Source organism: Pseudomonas sp. NPDC088429 (assembly GCF_044753305.1).
Taxonomy (GTDB): Bacteria; Pseudomonadota; Gammaproteobacteria; order Pseudomonadales; family Pseudomonadaceae; genus Aquipseudomonas; species Aquipseudomonas rustica.
The window spans coordinates 21020-42226 of record NZ_JBIVMX010000049.1; the positions used below are offsets into that span (position 1 = coordinate 21020).

Sequence of the window (21207 nt, forward strand, 5' to 3'; positions counted from 1 at the left end):
CATAAATTGAGCGTTGAAGTGGCCAAGAATGCCCGAGAATTGCTTCTCAAGGAATACCGTGGAGTGCTGTCGACGCACTCCAAATCGATGCCCGGTTTTCCCTTTGGCTCCGTGGTGCCGTACTGCCTCGACGAGCAGGGCCGCCCGCTGATCCTCATCAGCCGCATCGCCCAGCACACCCACAACCTGCAGAAAGATCCGAAATGTTCGCTGTTGGTGGGTGAGCGTGAAGCCGACGACGTGCAAGCCGTTGGTCGCCTGACCTATCTCGCCGAAGCGCAAAAGCTCGAAGACGGCGCTGCGATTGAAGCCGCCGCCGAGCGTTACTACCGCTACTTCCCGGATTCGCAGAACTACCACAAGGCTCACGATTTCGATTTCTGGGTGCTGACCCCGGTGCGCCATCGTTACATCGGCGGTTTCGGCGCGATTCACTGGATCGATCAAGTGACGCTGGCCAACCCGTTCGCCGGCAAGGGCGAGATCAGCATGGTCGAGCACATGAACAGCGACCACGCCAAAGCCATCGCGCACTACGTCGACCTCGCCGGTCTGCCGAAAACCGTGCCGGCGCAATTGGCGGGCATCGACACCGAGGGCATGCACCTGCGCATCGGTCAGGCGCTGTACTGGCTGCCGTTCCCAGCACCTTGTAATACGCCGACACAAGTGCGCGAAGCCTTGGTTTCTCTGGCTCACGCCGAGGTCTGGCCAAAAAATGAAGTGGCCGACGCTTGAATTCACGAAAGGCCGACGTCATCTAAGGCTTACTGCAAGGCATTTCTTGCGTTGAGGAAACTTTGATGCGCCCTTTTCTGTTGCTCTTTCTGCTGTTTCCGGTGCTGGAGCTGTTCGTATTCGTCAAAGTGGCAGGGGCTATCGGGTTTTTCCCGGCCCTGCTGCTGATCATTGTCGGCTCGATGTTCGGTGTGTTCGTACTGCGCGTCGCCGGTCTGGCCACGGCACTGCGTGCCCGTGAAAGCCTGAACCGCGGCGAACTGCCTGCGCAAACCATGCTCGAAGGCCTGATGTTGGCACTGGCCGGTGGTCTGTTGATTCTGCCGGGCTTTATCAGCGACGTCGTCGGTCTGGTCATGCTGCTGCCGTTCACCCGTCGTCTGCTGGCGAACAAAATGCGCCAGCGCGCCGAAGAACAGGCAATCCGCCAGCGCGCCTTTGCTGACGACCTGCAACCCCGTGGCGGTTCCGCACCGCGTCAGCCTCTGGGCCGCGAGGGTGATGTGATCGAAGGCGAGTTCGAACACCGCGACCCGAAGTAACGTCTGCATCGACACGGCACCCTCGGGTGCCGTGTTCGTTTGGGGCTGATTTTGTCCGCAGAATCCGCGAAATTTTTTTCGCCTCGCCCTTGTAATAAGCTTATGCGCCCTTATGTATCGGTCACCGAAAGGTTTCTGGCATTTGCGCCAGTCAGTCTTCCGCGTCTCGCTCGACGAGGCGCAACCGGCGAAGGCCGGATTTGTTAAACCCGCCGGGAATACACCGGCCGATGAAAACCACAATTAGGAGAGATCGACAATGAAGCTTCGTCCTCTGCATGACCGCGTCGTAATCCGTCGCAGCGAAGAAGAAAAGAAAACCGCTGGCGGTATCGTCCTGCCAGGTTCGGCTGCTGAAAAAGCCAACCACGGTGTGATTCTCGCTGTAGGCCCGGGCAAAGCTCTGGAAAACGGCGAAGTGCGCGCACTGTCCGTTAAAGAAGGCGACAAGGTTGTGTTCGGTCCTTACTCCGGCAGCAACACAGTGAAAGTCGACGGCGAAGACCTGCTGGTAATGAGCGAGAACGAAATCCTCGCTGTTATCGAAGGCTGATACCCCCGTTCATTTTCCCGCTACTACAAAGTATTTAAGGAATATCGATCATGGCTGCTAAAGAAGTTCTGTTTGGCGATTCCGCCCGTAAAAAAATGCTCAAGGGCGTCAACGTCCTGGCTGACGCAGTAAAAGCGACCCTGGGCCCGAAAGGCCGTAACGTGATCATCGAGAAGAGCTTCGGCGCTCCGACCATCACCAAGGACGGCGTTTCCGTCGCCAAAGAAATCGAACTCGAAGACCGTTTCGAAAACATGGGCGCGCAGCTGGTCAAAGACGTTGCCTCCCGTGCCAACGAGGACGCTGGTGACGGTACTACCACCGCTACCGTTCTGGCTCAGTCGATCGTCAACGAAGGCCTGAAAGCCGTCGCTGCCGGCATGAACCCGATGGATCTGAAGCGCGGTATCGACAAAGCGACCATCGCTATCGTCAAAGAGCTGAAGAACCTGTCCAAGCCTTGCGCTGACACCAAGGCAATCGCTCAGGTCGGCACCATCTCGGCCAACTCCGACAGCTCCATCGGCGACATCATTGCCGAAGCCATGGAAAAAGTCGGCAAAGAAGGCGTGATCACCGTTGAAGAAGGCACTGGCCTGGAAAACGAACTGTCGGTTGTTGAAGGCATGCAGTTCGACCGTGGCTACCTGTCCCCGTACTTCGTCAACAAGCCAGAAACCATGGTTGCCGAGCTGGACAGCCCGCTGATCCTGCTGGTCGACAAAAAGATCTCGAACATCCGTGAAATGCTGCCAGTACTGGAAGCCGTTGCCAAAGCCGGCCGTCCACTGCTGATCGTTTCCGAAGACGTTGAAGGCGAAGCCCTGGCGACTCTGGTTGTGAACAACATGCGTGGCATCGTTAAAGTCGCAGCCGTCAAGGCTCCAGGCTTCGGCGACCGTCGCAAGGCCATGCTGCAGGACATCGCTGTTCTGACCGGCGGTACCGTTATCTCCGAAGAAATCGGCCTGAGCCTGGAAGCAGCAACCCTGGAAAACCTGGGTAGCGCTAAAAAGGTCAGCATCTCCAAGGAAAACACCATCATCGTTGACGGTGCTGGCGTTGAAGCAGACATCCAGGCGCGCATCACTCAGATCCGTGCCCAGGCTGCTGAAACTTCCTCGGACTACGACCGTGAAAAACTGCAAGAGCGTCTGGCCAAGCTGTCCGGCGGCGTTGCAGTGATCAAGGTTGGCGCTGGTTCCGAAGTAGAAATGAAAGAGAAGAAAGCCCGCGTTGAAGACGCCCTGCACGCAACCCGTGCAGCCGTTGAAGAAGGCGTGGTACCTGGCGGTGGCGTTGCGCTGATCCGCGCTCTGCAAACCCTGAACGACCTGAAAGGCGACAACGCTGATCAGGACGTTGGTATCGCTGTTCTGCGCCGCGCTGTTGAAGCACCGCTGCGTCAGATCGCTGCCAACAGCGGCGACGAGCCAAGCGTTGTAGTCAACGAAGTCAAGAACGGCACCGGTAACTTCGGTTACAACGCTGCGACTGGCGAATACGGCGACATGATCGAAATGGGCATCCTGGACCCAACCAAGGTGACTCGTTCCGCTCTGCAAGCTGCATCGTCGATCGGCGGTCTGATCCTGACCACCGAAGCTGCAGTAGCTGACGCGCCGAAGAAAGACGGCGGCGCTGGCGGCGGCATGCCAGACATGGGCGGCATGGGTGGCATGGGCGGCATGATGTAAGCCAGCCTTACCCCCGTAACGAAAAACCCCGCTGACGCGAGTCAGCGGGGTTTTTTATTGTCCTTCAAAAGATCACAGGCAAAAGATCGCAGCCTTCGGCAGCTCCTACAGGGGATCGCGAACATCTGTAGGAGCTGCCGAAGGCTGCGATCTTTTGATCTCCATTCAGGCACTGACTGGTTGTGTTTTGACGACTGCCTCAGCCCTCACCGCCGGGCGATACAGCACCCAGTAATACGACCCCAGACAAATCAGCCAGCAGAAAATCGCTGTCCACACGTTGTGTGAGAAGAAGTGCGCACCCTGCATCATCCGGCTGATCGAAAACACCGAACCCAGCGCAAAGGCAAAGATAAACGCCTGTTTGGCCAAACGCGGACGACGATCACGCAGCACGAAAAACAGCGCAAACAAGGTAAACCCGGTAGCCGCATGCCCACCCGGCCAGCAACGCCCCGGCTTGTCGGTCTGCGGACGGTGTTCCATGAGCTTGCTGTAAGTCTCATGGCCGCCAAACTGTTCAAGGCTCCATGGGCATTGCACTGCCGTCATGGCTTTGACCGGCGTGACAAACGAAGTCGCCAGCCCCAGCGACAGCACCAGACAGCCCAGTTCACGCTTGAACGGTTTCAGCCGCTCTATAAAAAACGCGCCAATGAAACCAAAGATCGCAAACACCGAAAACGCAATCACCACCTCCTTGGCGCGGTCATGCAGGATGTCTTCGAGAAAGTAACTGTGTCGCCCGATGAAATCACCCGCTACCGGGTCGTAAAACAGTTGAGCCAGGTACATGTCCAGATCGGTCAATTCGAGCAGCACCAGAATGATCGCCGCAACAGCGGGTATTCCCAGGCACCACCAGAAATTCAGCGGCCGGGGAGCGGGGCGGGCAGAGGTCGACACCATGGGTAATTCCTTGGTCGGTAAGTGTGTTCTGAGGAGCGCAACCGCGGGGAGTCTGCGCGCGCTGGCGTCGCTGATTTGTTAATCGAAAGTGAAAAAAACGTTGGCGGCCACAATGAACGTTTTTCTCGCAAAACAACCCAACACACGCCTAGCCGTCAGCCACGCTTGGCCGTAAGCTGCGCGGGCCAAGACGGCCATTACTGTGTACGGAAGAGGTGCCCATGCGAATTCTGGTGGTCGAAGACAACCGCGATATCCTCGCCAATCTGGCCGATTATCTAGGCCTCAAGGGCTATACCGTCGATTGCGCGCAGGACGGTCTGTCGGGCCTGCATCTGGCCGCGACCGAGCATTACGACCTGATTATTCTTGACATCATGTTGCCGGGCATCGACGGCTACACCCTGTGCAAGCGCCTGCGTGAAGATGCCCGCCGTGACACTCCGGTGATCATGCTCACCGCCCGCGATCAACTCGATGACCGTTTGCAGGGCTTCAAGTCCGGAGCCGACGATTACCTGATCAAGCCGTTCGCCTTGTCCGAACTGGCTGCGCGGGTCGAAGCGGTGATGCGCCGCGCGCAAGGTGGCGGACGCCGGGCGTTGCAGGTTGGCGAGCTGAATTACGACCTCGACACGCTGGAAGTGACCCGCGAAGGCAAGTTGCTCAAGCTCAACCCGGTGGGCCTCAAGTTGCTCGCGGTATTGATGCAGAAGAGCCCGCACGTACTGCGTCGCGAGGTGCTTGAAGAAGCGCTGTGGGGCGACGACTGCCCGGACAGCGACAGCCTGCGCAGCCATGTGCACCAGTTGCGTCAAGTGATCGATAAACCGTTCGCCAAACCACTGCTGCATACCGTGCACGGCGTGGGTTACCGCCTGGCCGATGCGTAATGGAGTTTAGACAGAGCCTTTCGCAACGGATCATCATCGCTTTTGCATTGATGAGTGCGCTGGTGGCCGGCGCGTTTGCCATGGGCATTGTCGCCACGGTGCATCTGGTCGAAGAGAAACTGATTTCGGCGGGCCTGGGCGGCGACTTGCAGCGCTTGCTGTTGATGGACAACGTTTCGGACTGGAGCCATCGCCCTGAGCCGGATCAATTGTTCTATTTCAGCGGCGGGCCGGGCGATTTCGAACTGCCTAAAGATCTGCGTCACCTTGATTCCGGTTTCCACGAAGTGTTCCGCGAGCAGCTGTCGTATCACGCGATGGTCGAGATCGTCGACGGTCGGCGTTATGTGCTGTTGCAGGATCAAAGTGATTTCGAAGAGCGCGAGCGCGTGCTGTTCGCCGTGGTGCTGGTGGGCTTTGTGCTCAGTCTGGCGCTGGCGGTGTTCCTCGGTTGGGTGCTCGCGCGCAAGGTGATGGCGCCGGTGGTGCGCTTGGCGCGTCAAGTTCGCCATCGTGACCAATTGCTCGGGCTGGCGCCACCGTTGGCGCCGGATTATGCCGCTGACGAAGTCGGTGAATTGGCAGTGGCGTTTGATGCCACGCTGGGGCGTCTGCGTCAGGCCCTGACCCGTGAGCGGCTGTTCACCAGCGACGTCAGCCATGAGTTGCGCACGCCGTTGATGGTTCTGGCCAGTTCCTGTGAGCTGCTGCTGGAAAACCCGGCGATCGACGCACGGGGACGTTCGCAGGTCGAGCGCATCGCCCGCGCCAGTGAAGAGATGCGCGAATTGGTGCAAACCTTCCTGATGCTCGCCCGAGCCCAGCGTGAAGACGCGGGTGCAGCACCTCAGCAAAGCCTCTCGCAAGTCGCTGAAGGGTTACTGTGTGTGTGGCGTGAGCCGATTGAATCCAAGGGCTTGAGGCTGGATTTCGCCGCCGGACAACCCACGCAGACCCGTTTCAATGCGACCTTGTTGGGGGCGGTGATGGGCAACCTGCTGCGCAACGCCTGCCACTACACCGAAAAAGGTTTTATTCGCCTGACGCTGACGGGCAACGGCTTTATCGTCGAAGACTCCGGCGTGGGCATTCCGGAGGAAAAACGCGAAGCGATGTTTCAGCCTTTCGTGCGTGGGGCCGAGAAACGCGGCGAGGGTCTGGGACTCGGATTGTCGCTGGTGCAGCGCATCTGCGAGAACGAGGGCTGGAGTGTCAGTTTGAGCACGATGGAACCCAATGGCTGCCGCTTCGAAGTGGATCTTGGCAAACTTTGAAGCCCGTAGTGGCCCCGCGCTACTCCCGCTTACCTGTCTAAATCCTGTATAACTCTGAAATAGTTTGGCAGTTTACCCAACGAAATTTTCACAATTGGATGACCTGACACTGACACCCCCATCCCTAAGGTGGGGGCATCAGTAATTCAGGAGTCCTGGTGATGGCCGGCCCGATCAAGCTCGATTTTTCCGAAAAGTACGACGACAACCATGCGCAGAAATATCTGCACAAGCATCAAGCCAATCTGGGGCGCCGTTTGTCTCATTGGCGCGATGTTCAGTTGGCTCGCAAGGCGCTGACTCTGGCCGGCGAGCCGGGGCTGGTGCTGGATTTGCCCTGCGGTGCAGGCCGTTTCTGGCCGATGCTGGCGGAAAAGTCGAATCGGGTAATCATCGGTGCGGACAACTCCGAATCAATGATCAAGACCGCGATGCAGGCGCAACCGGCTGATGTGGTGAAAAGGGTACAACCCTTGCACACCTCCGCGTTCGACATCGCTTTACCGGACAACGCCGTCGACAGCATTTTCTGCATGCGCCTGCTGCATCACATCGGTGAAGCCGAGCACCGGATGGCGATCCTGCGTGAATTCGAGCGTGTGACCCGTGACAGCGTGATTATTTCGCTGTGGGTGGATGGCAATTTCAAGTCCTGGAAGCGCAAGCGCTCCGAGGCAAAACGTGGGCAGGAAGGTTACCAGAACCGTTTTGTGTTACCGGCCGCTACGGTCGAGAAAGAATTCGAAGCCGCCGGTTTCCGCATTCAGGAACAATTGGATTTTATCCCGCTATATGCGATGTGGCGGGTCTACGTATTACGCAAGAGGTAGCAGGATGGCAGTGCAATTTGCAGCAGAGACGGACGTCGCTCCGCAGGATCGTTTCGACTACTACTGGAACCAGCAAGGCGAATGGGTAGAAGAACCCAATGTCCGCCGTGGTGGCCAAAGTGGTGTTCAGCGAGTCGTGGGGCGTGATGGTCAACTGCTGTATGCCAAGCGCCAGACCGGACACATTTATCGTAGCTGGCTGCACCCGTTTGGCCGTCCGACCGTATTGCGTGAGCTGGATGCCCTGACCGGCGTCAGCAAGCTCGGCGTGCGTGTGCCGGAGATCGTGTTCTGCGGTGCCCAGCCGGATCCGCAATACAAGTGGCGTGCACTGCTGGTGACCAAATCCCTGGACGGTTTTGACGAGCTGGAAAAGTGGGAAGCCGCCGGTGGTCGCGCGCAGTACGGCGAAGCGGTGTATGAGCGCGTGCTCAAAGACCTTGCCGAAAACATGGCGCGCATGCACAAGGGCCGTTGGCAGCACAGCTGCATCTACATCAAGCACGTTTTTGTACGGGTGACCGGCGAACGGGATTCGGCCAAGGTTGAAGTGGCCTTGATCGATCTGGAGAAGTGCCGTCAGCGTCTGACCGCCTATCGCGCCGCCTCCCATGACATGAAACAAATGCGCCGCCATTCGTCGTTCAGCGATGCTGACTGGAAGAAACTCGTCTACTTTTACGAGACGGCGTTTGGCAGCGCTATCAAAGGTTTATAGCGATGAAACTCGAAATTGCACGAGGTTTGTTTCTGGTTGGCGCCTTGGCAGTTGCTTCATTGGCGGTGGCTGCCTGGGAGCAGCCACGCATGCAGGTCATCGGTGCGTCCGTAGAGGGCGAGCACTGCGCAATACCACGGGTGGCGAAAGCCTCCGTGGCGACCAAACCCGATCATGATTTATTGCTGTTCATGTTCGGGATGGCACAGGGAATGAGGCCGCAAAGTTGAACCGATTGAAGCCAAAATAAAGGCCTTGCAGATGCGAGGCCTTTTTTTGAGAATCAAAAGATCGCAGCCTTCGGCAGCTCCTACAGAAGATGCATTGCAATGTAGGAGCTGCCGAAGGCTGCGATCTTTTGATCTTAAGCTTTGTCAGGTTTTGCCAGCAGGGTGTAGATGCACGGCAATACAAACAGGGTGAACAACGTGCCGATCGACATCCCCGTCGCGATCACCATGCCGATATCGAACCGACTCACAGCGCCCGCACCGGTCGCCAGAATCAGTGGCACCATGCCAAACACCATCGCCGCGGTGGTCATCAGCACCGGGCGCAAACGAATCGCCGCCGCTTCCTCCACCGCTTCACGTGCGCTCAGCCCTTTGTCCTTGCGTAACTGGTTGGCGAATTCGACGATCAAGATCCCGTGTTTACTGATCAAACCGATCAACGTCACCAGCCCAACCTGCGTGTAGATATTCATGCTCGACCAGCCAAGAAACAGCGGAATCAGCGCCCCGCAGATCGACAACGGCACCGTCACCAGAATCACCAGCGGATCACGGAAGCTCTCGAACTGCGCCGCGAGCACCAGAAAAATGATCGCCAGTGCCAAGGCAAACGTCACCCACAACGCGCTGCCTTCCTGCACGAACTGCCGCGAAGCGCCGCCATAGTCAAAGGCAAACCCGGCCGGCGCTTCCTCGCGGGCGATCTGCAGCACGGTGTCGATGGCTTCACCCATGCTGACCAGCGGGAAACCGGAAATCTTCGCCGCGTTGAGTTGCTGGAACTGGTTGAGTTGTCGCGGTCGCGCGCGGTCGGTGACTTTGATCAACGTCGACAGTGGCAGCAGCTCGCCCTGAGTGTTCTTCACGTAATAATTGTTCAGCCAGTCCGGGTTGTCGCGGTACGGCCGTTCAACCTGCGCGATGACCTTGTAGCTGCGCCCTTCAATGGTGAAGCGATTTATTTCCGCCTCGCCCAGCAGCGTCGCCAGCGTGCTGCCCAAATCGAGCATCGACACGCCCATCTGCGCGGCTTTGGCGCGGTCGATGTCGACCACCACTTCCGGTTTATCGAACGCCAGATCAAGGTCGACGAAGGCGAACTTGCCCGACTCCATCGCGCGTTTCTTGATCCGGTCAGCCACCTGCAGCAGTAACTCGTAATCGTTGGCCGTATTGATCACGAATTCAAACGGCAAGCCTTCGCCAGTGCCTGGCAGGGAGGGCAGGTTGAAGCCGAAAATCTGCAGGCCCGGAATGCCTTCGAGTTTGCCCTGCACTTCGGGAAGAATTTCCATCTGCGTGCGGCTGCGCTCGTTCCACGGCTTCAGCAGGAAACCGCCGATGCCCGCCTGCACGCCGTTGTAGCCGTTGATCTGGAACGAAGAGTAGTACTCCGGAAATTCCTTGAAGATCTTGATGAATTCGTCGGTGTAAGTGCTCAGGTAATCGAGGTTGGTCGGTTGCGGCGCGTTGGCCATCATGAAAATGATGCCTTGGTCTTCGTCCGGCGCCAGCTCCGATTTGGTGAACTTGAGGAACACCGGAATCAGGCACAGCACGATCACCGCAAACACCAGCACCACCGGCCGCGTGTTCAGCGTGCCGTGCAGCGTGCGCTGGTAGCGGCGCTTGAGGCCGTCGAAGATGCGGTCGAGACGATGGGCGAGGCCGCTGGGGTTTTGTTCGTGGCGCAGCAGATAGGCGCACATCATTGGCGACAGGGTCAGGGCGACGACCCCGGAAATCACCACCGCCCCGGCCAGCGTCAGGGCGAACTCCTTGAACAGCGCCCCGGTCAGGCCGGTGAGAAAACCGATCGGCGCATACACCGCCGCCAGGGTGATGGTCATCGACACCACCGGCATGGCGATTTCCCGGGCACCTTCGAGGGCCGCGTCAAACGGCGTTTTACCTTCCTCGATGTGCCGGTGAATGTTCTCAACCACGACAATCGCATCGTCGACCACCAGACCGATGGCCAACACCATCGCCAGCAGCGTCAGCAGATTGATCGAGTAACCCATCATCTGCATGAAGAACATCACGCCGATCATCGACAGTGGAATGGTCACCACCGGGATCACCACCGAGCGCAACGCGCCGAGGAACAGGAACACCACGACGATTACAATCAACACCGCTTCGAACAGGGTTTTCACCACTTCGTCGATGGAGGCCTGAATAAACAGCGTGGCATCGTAGGCGATTTCGCTTTTCAGGTTCGGCGGCAGCTGCGCTTCCAGCTCGGGCATCAGCTTGCGCACTTCCTTGATCACGTCCAGCGGGTTGGCGCCTGGCGTGGCTTTGATGCCGATATACACCGACGGCGTGCCGCCGAACGAGCTGATCGAGTCGTAGTTTTCCGCGCCCATTTCCACCCGCGCGACATCGCTGAGCAGCACGCGGCTGTCGCCACTGACCTTGAGCGGAATCGCCGCAAAAGCCTCGGCGGATTTCAGTTCGGTGTTGGCGTTGATGCTGGTGACCACGTATTCGCCTTTCACTTCGCCGGCGGCGGAGAGGAAGTTGTACTGGCGCACGGCGTTGGTCACGTCGGCGGCGCTGAGGCCGAACCCGGCGAGCTTCACCGGGTCGAGCCACAGGCGCATGGCGAACACCTGATTGCCGAGAATCTCCGCTTCGGCCATGCCCGGCAGCGTCGCCAGTTTCGGCTGGATCACCCGCGACAGGTAGTCGGTGATCTGCGGGTTGCTCAAATCTTTGCTGAAAAAGCTGATGTACATCAGCGCCGAAGCGTCGGCGGATTCTTTGCTCAGCACCGGGTCTTCGGCGTCTTGCGGCAGCTTGTTTTTCACCTCGTTGGCCTTGGCCAGCAACTCGGTGAACAAGCGGTCGGTGTTCGAGCCGATACGCGCGTAGATCGAGATCACCGAGAAGTTCTGCCGACTGACCGAGGTCATGTAATCGATGCCCTCGGCGCTGGCCAGGCTCTGTTGCATCGGCTGGGTGATGTAGCCCTGAATGGTTTCGGCGTTGGCCCCGGGGTAGGCTGTGGTCACCGTGATCAGGGCGTTTTCCATTTGCGGGTATTGGCGCAGCGGCAACTTGCTCCAGGCCTGGAAGCCGAGCAACACAATCAACAGGCTGACCACGGTGGCGAGCACCGGGCGGCGGATGAACGGATCGGTAAAAGCCATGGGGATTCCTTGATCAGTCGGCGCGAGGCGGACTGTTCTGCTCGCCGAGGGTCTTGTCGTCGCTGATGGCGATGCGTGCACCGTTGTCCAGTTTGATCTGGCCAGCCGTCACCACTTGTTCGCCGCTCTGCACGCCCTTGTTGATCATCACCAGGCCATCGCGGCGCTCACCGGTTACGATGAAACGCCGCTCGGCGATCAGTACTGGTTGGCCCTTGTCATCCTTTTCGACGGTGCCGTCCTCGGCTTTCTTCTGCCCGACCACGTAGATCGAGTTGCCGTAGAGGGTGTAGGTGATCGCGCTTTCCGGCACGACGATGTGTTTTTGCGGATCGGGCAGCAACACTTCAAGGCTGGTGAACATGCCCGGCAATAATTTGCCGTCCGGGTTGGCCAGGGTGGCGCGGATCAGAATGTTGCGCGTGGTGCTTTCGACGATCGGGTTGATCGCGCTGATCTTGCCGGCGAAGTTTTGCCCCGGATAAGCCGAGACCGAGATTTGCACCGGTTGGCCGATGGCCAGTTTCGGCACCGATTGTTCGGGCAGGTAGAAGTCGGCGTAGAGGCTGCTCAAATCCTGCAACGTCGCAATTTTGGTGCCGCTGGCGAGGTAGTCGCCGATGTCGACCTGACGGATGCCGATGGTGCCGCTGAACGGCGCGAGGATGCGTTTTTTCGCCAGCGAGGCGTTGAGCTGATTGACCGTGGCTTTGTTCTTTTGCAGCACGGCGGAGAGGCGGTCGTACTCGCCTTTGGAGATGGCGCGGCTGTCGACCAGTTGCGCGCCACGGCCGAAGTCCAGTTGCGCGAGGCCCAGATCAGCCTTGGCGGTTTCCAGCAGCGCGGTTTCGACGGCGCTGTCGAGTTGCAGCAGCGGTTGCCCGGCTTTGACCTTTTGCCCGGATTCGAATTTGAGTTCAGTGACAGTGCCGGCGACTTCCAGGCTCAGCTCGACGCCTTGCAGTGCCTTGAGCGTGCCGACGGTGGGCAAGCGCATCTGCCACGGGCGCTCGGCGGCGGTGGCCACGGCAACGCTGATCGGCGGTTTCGGTTTGGAGAAGCCCTGGATCATTGTGTAGATCGAAAAGGCTTTGTAGCCGCCCAAGACCAGGACGATCAACAAGACAACACCCAACATGATCAGCATGCGGCGACGCAGCATATTTCCATTTCCTTGGATAAATCAGGTGAGACAGGCCCGAACATTACTCCGAGAGCGGCAGGGAATCCAACTGCCGACACAGCAAAAGATCGCAGCCTTCGGCAGCTCCTACAGGGGAATGCATTCCAAGGTAGGAGCTGCCGAAGGCTGCGATCTTTTGCGGTGGGTTCAGGCCATCAGGTGCAAATGGTTGTCCCAGAGCCCCGCCGGCAGTTCCAGGGGCTTGGCCAGCAGTTCATCCTGACGGCAATCGTAGTAGCGGCAACGGCCCTGACCAGACGTCACAACGAATCCATCCTGCACCGCACCGACACCCGCGCAATCCGGCAATGGTGCATCGAGGCGCACTTCGCCGCTGTCCAGATCCCAGATAAAGAATCGATTACCCCGCGGCGCGGTCAGCGCGACCAGACGCAAATCACTGTGCACGGCAACGCTGGCGGTGTAATGCCCCATCGACTGCAACTGATGCTCAGGCACCGGGAACGCCACAAATGGCTGACCCGGACGCTTGATCGCCAGCAGCTCTGAACGCTCATGAGAGGCGCCCATAAACTGCTGACCGGCAACGATGGTGCCGTCACTGGCGATACCCAAATGGCGCACGCTGTTCATCTGCTGGGCGAGGGTTTCCTTGCTCAGCAACGTACCGTCGCGTTGCATCAGCACCAGGCTCGGCTCCATGGCGCTGAGGTTCATGTCGACGCGGCTTTCCGCTTCGGTACGAATCCCGCCGTTGGCCACCACCAGCGTCTCGCCGTCAGGCATCCACGACACCTGATGCGGGCCGAGGCCGTGGGTGGAAATCTCGCCGCTGTGCACCAGTCGCTCGCCTTCGAACTTGTACACGCCGAGCAAACCACGGCCAGGATCGGTCGTGTCGTTTTCGGTGGCGTACAGGTACTCGCCGTCCTTGTGCACCACGGCGTGGCCGTAGAAGTGCCGGTTCGGCTGCGAGGTCACTGTCTGCAGCAACGTGCCGTCGCGCAGGTCGATCAGGTAACTCTCGGTACCCGGACGCCGCGCGACGAACAGCGCAATCGGCTGCGTCGGATGGTTGATGATGTCGTGACAACGCTGGCCGACTTCGGTGGCGAACACCCGCGTGCCGTCCAGCCGATAGCCGACGGCGTAGTGCTTGCCGTCGGTGTCATCGCGCGCCGACAACAGCAGCGGGCTCTGATCCTTGCGTTTGAACAGCGTCCAGCCGCCCAGTGTCACTGCTCCCAGCAGCGTACTAGCTAAAGTCAGAGCCTGGCGTCGCAGCATGGCACTTGCCCTCATCAGTCACCGTCGTTGGCGTTAAAGCCCAGTTGAATGCCCAGCGCCTTGGCCAGTTCGCCTTCGTGCAGGCGATGGACGACGTTGAGGCTGTCGTAGATGTCGTTGAGTTGCTGACGACCGGCGTCGTCTTCGAGCATTTCGCCGAGCGAGCGCTGAGTGCTGTCGAACAGTTTCAGTGAGGCGGCGTAAGCAGCGTCGATCTTGTCGGCCAACGGCTTTTGCTCAGCCGGCAACAGCCCGCGCAGGCCTTTGTTGTCGACGCCTTCCCACACGGTTTTGGCGGCGGCAAGGCTGGCTTCCAGCGCGGTCATCGACGACTGGCTGCGCCATGCATCGGCCTGGAACGGCTGTGGCACGCCCTTGCTCTGGCGGCCCATTGGCGTGCCGAGTTTTTTCTTCAGGGTGTCCAGCGCGGTGACTTGCACGCGCAGCAGATCGGCGATCGCTTCGTGGGAGTCGGCGTAGCGCTGGTTAGGGAACTTGGTCATCTGCGCGAGCATGCCGTCGGTGTTGTTCCAGTTCTGCAGAATCTCTTCGGCCAGTTGCTTCTGACGCTCGCCGATGGCGATCAGCAGTGGGCAGTACTTGGCTTTCTGCTCGGCGTTGGCGACGTCAGGCTTGGCGTCGAACAGGATGTATTCGTAGGCCGACAGGCCCTGAACGACAACGCTCGATTTGGCCAGTGCGGCGGCATCGATCTGCGGCTGGGCGACAACCAGTTGCTCCACCTGACGACCGACAAGGTTCTTCTTGTCCGGCCAGAACTGGACTTGCCAGGCGCGGTTGCCTTCAGCCAGTGGCCCGATCAGCAACGGTTGCAGTTCGGCCCAGGCTTTCTGCGCGTGCAGGAAGTCGGCGCGAGCGGTCTCCAGGGTTTCTTTGCCCTGGCAGTAGGCGAGGGCGCTGACCGCCAGTTGCTTGTCGGCTTCGACCCAACGGGTGTAGGTCGGCAGGATCACCGATTTGGCGATGGCCGCCGAGGTGACCGCTTGCGGATCCTGCGGCGAGCAGGCGCCGAGGGCGAGCGCGGCAAGGCTGGTGAACAGTAGCTTGGGACGGAACATGTCGGGCTCCCGATTCTTTATCAGTGTTTAAAGTGAGTTCAGAAACGCCAGCAGCGCAGTACGCTGCTCGGCATTGAAAGATAAAACCTGTTGCTGCGCCGCCGTCGCTTCGCCGCCGTGCCAAAGCACCGCTTCGAGCAGATTGCGTGCGCGACCGTCATGCAAAAACTGCGTGTGACCGCTGACCGCTTGCGTCAGGCCAATCCCCCACAACGGCGGCGTGCGCCAGTCGCGGCCGGAGGCCTGGAATTCCGTGCGGTTGTCGGCCAGACCGTCGCCCATGTCATGCAGCAGCAGATCGCTGTACGGGCGAATCACTTGATTGGCCAGTTCAGGTTCGGCGGCGTTGGCGGCGGTGGTGTATTTCGGCGTGTGGCACGAGTCGCAACCGGCCTGGAAAAACAGGTTCTTGCCAGCGATGACCTCTGCCTCGTTAACGCCACGGCGTGCCGGCACCGCGAGGTTGCGGCTGTAGAACAGCACCAGACGCAGGATGTTGTCGCTGACTTCCGGTTCGCCGTCCGGGCCATTGCCGCTCGGCGCCTGCTTGCAGGCGGTTTGCGCGTCGGTGCAGTCATCGAACGGTCTCAGGCTGGTCGTCAGGCCCATATCACCTGAAAACGCGTGAACATTCTGTTGATTGAGGTTCGGTTGTCCGGCTTTCCAGCCAAATCGGCCCATGACGGTTTTTTGCAGTTCGTCATTCCAGACCCGGTTTGGCCGGCCATTGATGCCGTTTTTTGCTTTGGCCTGTGCGGCGGCGTTGGCGAGGATGGCTTCTTCGGGGATCGCTTCGAGCAGGCCGAGGCCGATCATCGGTGGGGCGACGCGTGCGGAAAAACGCGTGTCCGGGTGCATCGGGCCGTAGCCGAGTTGAGTGATCTGCAACAGCGGTTTGCGCAACTCGACTTCGGTGCCGTCCTTGAAGCGCACCGGTACTGGCGTGTAATCGACGCGCACCTTGCCTTCCGGGGTGACGCCGGGGATCGCCATGTCCTGAAACTGCCCGCCATACACCGGCTCCGGCACGATGCCGACCTGCTCGATGAGTTTGGCGTAGGCCGGCGTGTCAGAAATCGACAGGCGCACCAGCATCGACACGGCATTCGACGCACCGGGCGTCGGCGGATGTCCGCGACCGTCCTTGATGTGGCAGTTCTGGCAGGCGTTGGTGTTGAACAGCGGGCCGAGGCCATCGCGGGCGGTGGTGGTCGCCGGGGCGATCACCCACGGATTGCGGAAAAAACTGTTGCCGACGCTGAAATCGACCCGGCGCGAGGGCGGCAGATTGGCCGACGGCAGGGAAAACGCGTTCTGATCGGTCTTGCGCACAGTCGCCGCCCCGCCGGATCGCGCTTCACCGGGCTCAGCCTTGGTGAAACGCGGGGCGTCATCGCAGGCACTCAGGCCCAGGGCCATGAACAGTGCGAACAAGCGAAGAGGCAGCGAGGGCATCAGACATCCTGCGGACAAGCGAAAATAAAGGCGCAAAGTCTAACAGGGCGAGGGGGTTTGAATAAGAGGAATTATCGTTTGCTTGATTCAGCGCAAATGCAAAACCCCTGTAGGAGCTGCCGAAGGCTGCGATCTTTTGACCTTGCTTCTAAATAGACAGATCAAAAGATCGCAGCCTTCGGCAGCTCCTACAATGGGCCGTGTACGACAGGGATGAAAAAGGCGACCCGAAGGTCGCCTTTTTTGAAGCGGACGTTGTGATCAGAACTCGTGATCAGCATTGTCCGGGTTCAGGTCGCTGATGCCCAGTTTGCCGGCAGCGGCTTCGATCGAACCGGTCTGCTTGACCAAGGAGGCGATGGCGTCGCGAACGATCTGGTTGCCAGCGGTGTTACCGGCCGCGATCAACTGGTCGTAGTGCTCACCCTTGTTGGCGTGATCAACGATGACCTGCATCTTCGCTTCGGTGGCAGCCAGGTCGGCTTTCAACGCGGTGTCGGCAGCCGGGTCGGCTTTGACCACCAGCGACGACAGGCTGGCGCCGGTCATCTTGGTGCCGTCAACGCGGGTGTATTCGCCCAGGTAGACGTTACGAATGCCCTTGGCATCGTAGAACTGCGAGTTGTGCGTGTTATCGCTGAAGCAGTCGTGTTCGTCTTCCGGCGAGTTGGCTTCCAGGGAAACCTTCATGCGCTCGCCCGCCAGTTCACCCAGCGACAGGCTGCCCATGCCGAACAACATTTTGCGCAGGCCGCTTTCGCCTGGCTCGGCTTCCAGCGTGGCGCGGTAGTTGTCAGCCACGTTCGGCTTCCAGTTACCGACCATTTCTTCCAGATCGCTGACCAGCAGTTGGGTCACGGCTTTCAGGTAAGCGCGACGACGATCGTTATGACCGCCAGTGGCGCCGGCGCCTTCGAGGTAGTCGGAAGCAGGACGGTTACCAGCGCCAGGGCCGGTGCCGTTCAAGTCCTGGCCCCACAGCAGGAATTCGATGGCGTGGTAGCCAGTTGCAACGTTGGCTTCGGAACCGCCCAGCTCATTGAGGCTGGCGAGTTTTTCCGGGGTGATGTCTTTGACATCGACCTTGTCTTCGCCGACCTGGATTTCAGTGTTGGCGATGATGTTGGCGGTCGCGCCCGGGTTACCCAGTGCGTGCTCGTAGGATTTGTCGACGTAGTCGATCAGACCCTCGTCCAGTGGCCAGGCGTTAACCTGACCTTCCCAATCGTCAATGATGGTGTTGCCGAAGCGGAACACTTCGCTCTGCAGGTAAGGAACGCGAGCAGCGATCCAGGCTTCGCGAGCGGCTTTCAGCGTGTCGGCGTTCGGCTTGGCGAGGAAAGCGTCGACGGCGGTTTGCAGGGTTTTCGCGGTAGATTCGGCATCGCTGTAAACGGCGAAGACCATGTCGGCGTAGTGCGCGACCACAGCCTTGGCGGCGGCTTCGTCGACTTTACCGGCAGCGGCAGGAGCAGCCGCAGGTGCGGTGGTGCTGGCGGCTGGAGTCGGCGTGGCCGGTGCGGCGGCCTTGTCTTTACCTTCGCCGCAACCGGCGAGGGAAATAGCGATGGCCAGCAGACTGGCGGTAGCCAGAGGCATACGAATCATGGCGAACATCCTGCTTCGGTGGTTTATGGGACAGGCGCGGGGGTGCGCAAAACTGCGACATAATGCAAATCTTTCGCATTATGTGTAAAGGGTTGTGGCTGGAAATATTTCTTATTTACGCAGGGATTGGCTTAGATCAAAAGATCGCAGCCTTCGGCAGCTCCTACAGGGGAACGCATTGCAATGTAAGAGCTGCCGCAGGCTGCGATCTTTGCTTTTATAAAATGGCCGCGTTACTGCGCTGCGCCTGTTTGAGATAAACGCTCAACTCACGCGCCGGCAGCGGCTTGCTGTAGAAGTAACCCTGACCTTCGTGGCAGCCTTCGGAAATGATATAGCTTTCCTGTTCAGCGGTTTCCACGCCCTCGGCAATCACCTGCATGCCAAGGCTTTTGCCCAATTGAATGATCGCGCGAACGATGGTCGCATCGTCGTCGTCATCGAGTAGATCCTGGACGAAGCTCTTGTCGATCTTGATCTTGTCCAGCGGCAGACTTTTCAGATAACTCAGCGATGAATAACCGGTACCGAAGTCGTCGATGGCGATCAGCGCACCGGAACGGCGCAGGCTCAGCAAGTGTTGCGCAGCAGTACTGATGTCTTCCATCAGGCCGGTTTCGGTGACTTCCAGTTCCAGACTGCGCGGCGGCAAGCGGTACATCTGCAGCAGGTTGTTGACCACGCGCGGCAACTCGGCGTGGTGCAATTGCACGGTGGACAGGTTCACCGCCATGCGCAGGTCGGCGAAACCCTGATCGTGCCAGTCGCGCAATTGCTTGCAGGCTTGATCCAGTACCCACTCGCCAATCGCGATGATCGTGCCGTTCTGTTCCGCCAGTGGAATAAACAGATCCGGCGGCACCAGACCGTGTTCCGGATGTTGCCAGCGAATCAGCGCCTCGACGCCGACCACGCGGTGGTCGCGATAGCTGATCTGCGGTTGATAGACGAGGTAGAACTGGTCGCGCAGCAAGGCATCGCGCAGGTCTTTTTCCAGTTCGCGGCGGCGACGCATCTCGCTGTCGACGCTGGCGATGTAGAACTGATAACGGTTGCGAGAGCGGGTCTTGGCCAGGGTCATGGTCTGCTCGGCTTTCTGCAACAGCTTCTCGGTGCTGTCGCCATCCTCCGGAAACAGCGTGATGCCGATGGTCGCGCGCAGACGGATTTCCTGATGGTCGAGGGCGAACGCCGCTTCCAGATCATCCAGAATGCTTTGCGCCAGTTCCGCCGCTTCGTAAGGCTGTTCGATATCGGCCTGCACCAGTGCGAACTGGTCGCCACCCAGACGAGCGAGGGCGCCGAGGCGGCCGCTGTGGGCGCGCAAGCGATCGGCCAGCGCCAGCAGCAGTTGGTCGCCGGTCTGGTAGCTGAATTGTTCGTTGATGCCTTTGAAATCGTCCAGTCCTACACACAGCACCGCAACGCGGCGTTGCAGCTTGCCAGCGTCGACCAGAATTTTGTCCAGTTGCTGCTGCAATTGCTGACGGTTCGGCAAACCCGTGAGGAAGTCGTACTGGGCCATGCGCAGCAGGCTGTTTTCCGCTTCGTGGCGCAGATGGGTGTTGCGTTCGATCGATTCCAGTAACTGGTTAGCGGTGTTGATCCAGAGGCCCAGCTCGTTTTTCTCGTGGCCCTTGAGCTGCGGAATCTTGTGTTCGCTGGGGCGATCGGGGTTGATCTCGGTGAGGTGCTCGATGATCCGCGACAGCGGTTTGGTCAGCAGCCAGTGATAGACCAGATACAGCACCAGACCCATGGCCAGTGCGCGCAACACGCCGGAGATGAAAATGATCACCGAACTGACGATAAAACCTTCGCCATAGGTGGCGGTGTCGAGGGTGATGCTCAAGTCGCCGTAATACTCGCTATAGGGCCCGCGCCCCACCAGTTGCGTGGTGAAGGTGCGCTCCTGACCGAGGATCAGGTCGGTCAGCCAACGGCTGTTGGAATGCTGCAAGTCGCGGGATTTCTGCGCGAGCATGGCTTCGTTGGGATGGCCGATGGAGGCCTGGCGCACGGCGTCGTCCTGGAACAGGCCCTCGATCACCTGCATGCCCATCTCCCGATCGAGGCTGTAAACCGCCTGGGTGGAGGGGTCGCGGAACATGTCGAGGATGCGTTCGGCGTCGCCGGCAACCGCTTGACGTGTTTTATAGGCATCGAAAACGATCTGCGCGCAGCTCAAGACCACGCCGACGATCAATGCCGACAGGAGCACGACCCGGAGCAACTTCACCGACAAGCTGTTCTTGAGTTCCAGCTTCAAAGGGTTATTCCTTAATCCGTGCGGGTAGCGTCAAGTTGACATGAGTATTGGCAATCCCGTGTTGGCAGTCAAAGGGACAATCAGGCCCCGAATGAATTACCCGTGGCGTTGGCCGAAATGCTGCTCTGTGGCGTCTTCGCCCGATTAGTACTGTGTCGGTTGTATTGGCCCTCAACTTGAGCGTTGTCTGACAATCTTTCCTTTGATTGATGTTAGCCCTCTGCGCCACGGCAGCAAGCGGCTTGAGGCTGCATTTTCTGTGGGAGAAACGCCATTTTCACGTAGGAGCTGCCGAAGGCTGCTATCGATCGTTCCCACGCTCTGCGTGGGAATGCCTCCTCTAGGGACGCTCCGCGTCCAGTGACGCGGAGCGTCCCGGGCTGCATTCCCACGCAGAAGCGTGGGAACGATGGCATAAAAAAACCCGGCCGAAGCCGGGTTTTTGACTGGCGCGCAGCTTAAGCGGTGAAGGTTTTGCCTTCGAACTGCTCAGCAACGAACTTCCAGTTGACCAGGTTCCAGAACGCTTCGACATACTTAGGACGAACGTTGCGGTAGTCGATGTAGTAAGCGTGTTCCCAGACGTCGCAGGTCAGCAGCGGGGTGTCGCCGCTGGTCAGCGGGTTGCCGGCGCCGATGGTGCTGGCCAGAGCCAGGGAACCGTCAGCCTTTTTCACCAGCCAGCCCCAGCCGGAACCGAAGGTGCCGATCGAGGTTTTGCTGAACTCTTCTTTGAACTTGTCGAACGAACCGAAGGCTGCGTTGATGGCGTCAGCCAGCGCGCCGGTTGGTTGACCGCCGGCGTTTGGCGCCAGGCAGC

Annotated in this window: 18 protein-coding genes; 9 read left to right on the forward strand and 9 right to left on the reverse strand. The window is 59.3% G+C overall.

All coding sequences use genetic code 11. The features are described from left to right. Positions 1 to 6 precede the first annotated feature (6 nt). The 4 genes from ACIP66_RS20980 (at position 7) to groL (ending at position 3530) form a co-directional block, all read left to right on the forward strand. Positions 7 to 738, forward strand: coding sequence for a HugZ family protein (locus ACIP66_RS20980; protein ID WP_053123387.1), 732 nt, complete (start codon positions 7 to 9; stop codon positions 736 to 738). Positions 739 to 803: 65 nt separating this feature from the next. Next, a complete protein-coding gene (locus tag ACIP66_RS20985; protein WP_400650530.1) occupies positions 804 to 1280 on the forward strand; it encodes an FxsA family protein in 477 nt (158 codons plus the stop codon). Between the two features lie 259 nt (positions 1281 to 1539). Then, positions 1540 to 1833: a co-chaperone GroES gene (locus ACIP66_RS20990; protein ID WP_007916610.1), complete on the forward strand. Its 294-nt coding sequence runs from the start codon at positions 1540 to 1542 to the stop codon at positions 1831 to 1833. A gap of 50 nt (positions 1834 to 1883) precedes the next feature. Further along, on the forward strand, positions 1884 to 3530 hold the full coding sequence (gene groL / locus ACIP66_RS20995) for a chaperonin GroEL (protein WP_400650533.1): 1647 nt from the start codon (positions 1884 to 1886) through the stop codon (positions 3528 to 3530). Between the two features lie 165 nt (positions 3531 to 3695). On the opposite strand, the gene ACIP66_RS21000 is transcribed toward groL, so the two are convergent. Next, entirely contained in the window at positions 3696 to 4439 is a 744-nt protein-coding gene (locus tag ACIP66_RS21000) for a phosphatase PAP2 family protein (RefSeq protein WP_400650535.1), read from the reverse strand. A 221-nt stretch (positions 4440 to 4660) separates the two neighbouring features. On the opposite strand from ACIP66_RS21000, the gene ACIP66_RS21005 reads away from it, so the two are divergent. From ACIP66_RS21005 to ACIP66_RS21025, 5 genes are all read left to right on the forward strand, one after another. Then, on the forward strand, positions 4661 to 5332 hold the full coding sequence (locus ACIP66_RS21005; protein ID WP_053123379.1) for a response regulator transcription factor: 672 nt from the start codon (positions 4661 to 4663) through the stop codon (positions 5330 to 5332). Further along, positions 5332 to 6606: a HAMP domain-containing sensor histidine kinase gene (locus ACIP66_RS21010; RefSeq protein WP_053123377.1), complete on the forward strand. Its 1275-nt coding sequence runs from the start codon at positions 5332 to 5334 to the stop codon at positions 6604 to 6606. The genes ACIP66_RS21005 and ACIP66_RS21010 overlap by 1 nt, the downstream gene beginning before the upstream one ends. A 161-nt stretch (positions 6607 to 6767) precedes the next feature. Further along, positions 6768 to 7436, forward strand: a complete 669-nt coding sequence (locus ACIP66_RS21015; RefSeq protein WP_053123376.1) for a class I SAM-dependent methyltransferase — start codon at positions 6768 to 6770, stop codon at positions 7434 to 7436. 4 nt (positions 7437 to 7440) lie between these two features. Continuing rightward, complete coding sequence (locus ACIP66_RS21020) at positions 7441 to 8154, forward strand: lipopolysaccharide kinase InaA family protein (protein ID WP_400650538.1); 714 nt, start codon at positions 7441 to 7443, stop codon at positions 8152 to 8154. Between the two features lie 2 nt (positions 8155 to 8156). Beyond that, positions 8157 to 8384, forward strand: a complete 228-nt coding sequence (locus ACIP66_RS21025; RefSeq protein ID WP_053123372.1) for a hypothetical protein — start codon at positions 8157 to 8159, stop codon at positions 8382 to 8384. A 134-nt stretch (positions 8385 to 8518) separates the two neighbouring features. On the opposite strand, the gene ACIP66_RS21030 is transcribed toward ACIP66_RS21025, so the two are convergent. The 8 genes from ACIP66_RS21030 to ACIP66_RS21065 all read right to left on the reverse strand — a co-directional run. Then, a complete protein-coding gene (locus tag ACIP66_RS21030) occupies positions 8519 to 11545 on the reverse strand; it encodes a multidrug efflux RND transporter permease subunit (protein ID WP_400650541.1) in 3027 nt (1008 codons plus the stop codon). Positions 11546 to 11558: 13 nt separating this feature from the next. After that, a complete protein-coding gene (locus tag ACIP66_RS21035) occupies positions 11559 to 12707 on the reverse strand; it encodes an efflux RND transporter periplasmic adaptor subunit (RefSeq protein WP_400650543.1) in 1149 nt (382 codons plus the stop codon). Positions 12708 to 12875: 168 nt separating this feature from the next. Next, positions 12876 to 13976: a DUF1513 domain-containing protein gene (locus ACIP66_RS21040; protein ID WP_212543934.1), complete on the reverse strand. Its 1101-nt coding sequence runs from the start codon at positions 13974 to 13976 to the stop codon at positions 12876 to 12878. Positions 13977 to 13990: 14 nt separating this feature from the next. Then, positions 13991 to 15055, reverse strand: a complete 1065-nt coding sequence (locus tag ACIP66_RS21045) for an imelysin family protein (RefSeq protein WP_400650546.1) — start codon at positions 15053 to 15055, stop codon at positions 13991 to 13993. A 27-nt stretch (positions 15056 to 15082) separates the two neighbouring features. Further along, on the reverse strand, positions 15083 to 16510 hold the full coding sequence (locus ACIP66_RS21050; RefSeq protein ID WP_400650548.1) for a di-heme oxidoredictase family protein: 1428 nt from the start codon (positions 16508 to 16510) through the stop codon (positions 15083 to 15085). Between the two features lie 261 nt (positions 16511 to 16771). Continuing rightward, on the reverse strand, positions 16772 to 18118 hold the full coding sequence (locus ACIP66_RS21055; RefSeq protein WP_053123360.1) for an imelysin family protein: 1347 nt from the start codon (positions 18116 to 18118) through the stop codon (positions 16772 to 16774). Between the two features lie 217 nt (positions 18119 to 18335). After that, positions 18336 to 20387, reverse strand: coding sequence for a bifunctional diguanylate cyclase/phosphodiesterase (locus ACIP66_RS21060; RefSeq protein WP_053123358.1), 2052 nt, complete (start codon positions 20385 to 20387; stop codon positions 18336 to 18338). 458 nt (positions 20388 to 20845) lie between these two features. Beyond that, a partial coding sequence (locus tag ACIP66_RS21065; protein ID WP_400650552.1) for a superoxide dismutase occupies positions 20846 to 21207 on the reverse strand: 362 nt, incomplete at its 5' end.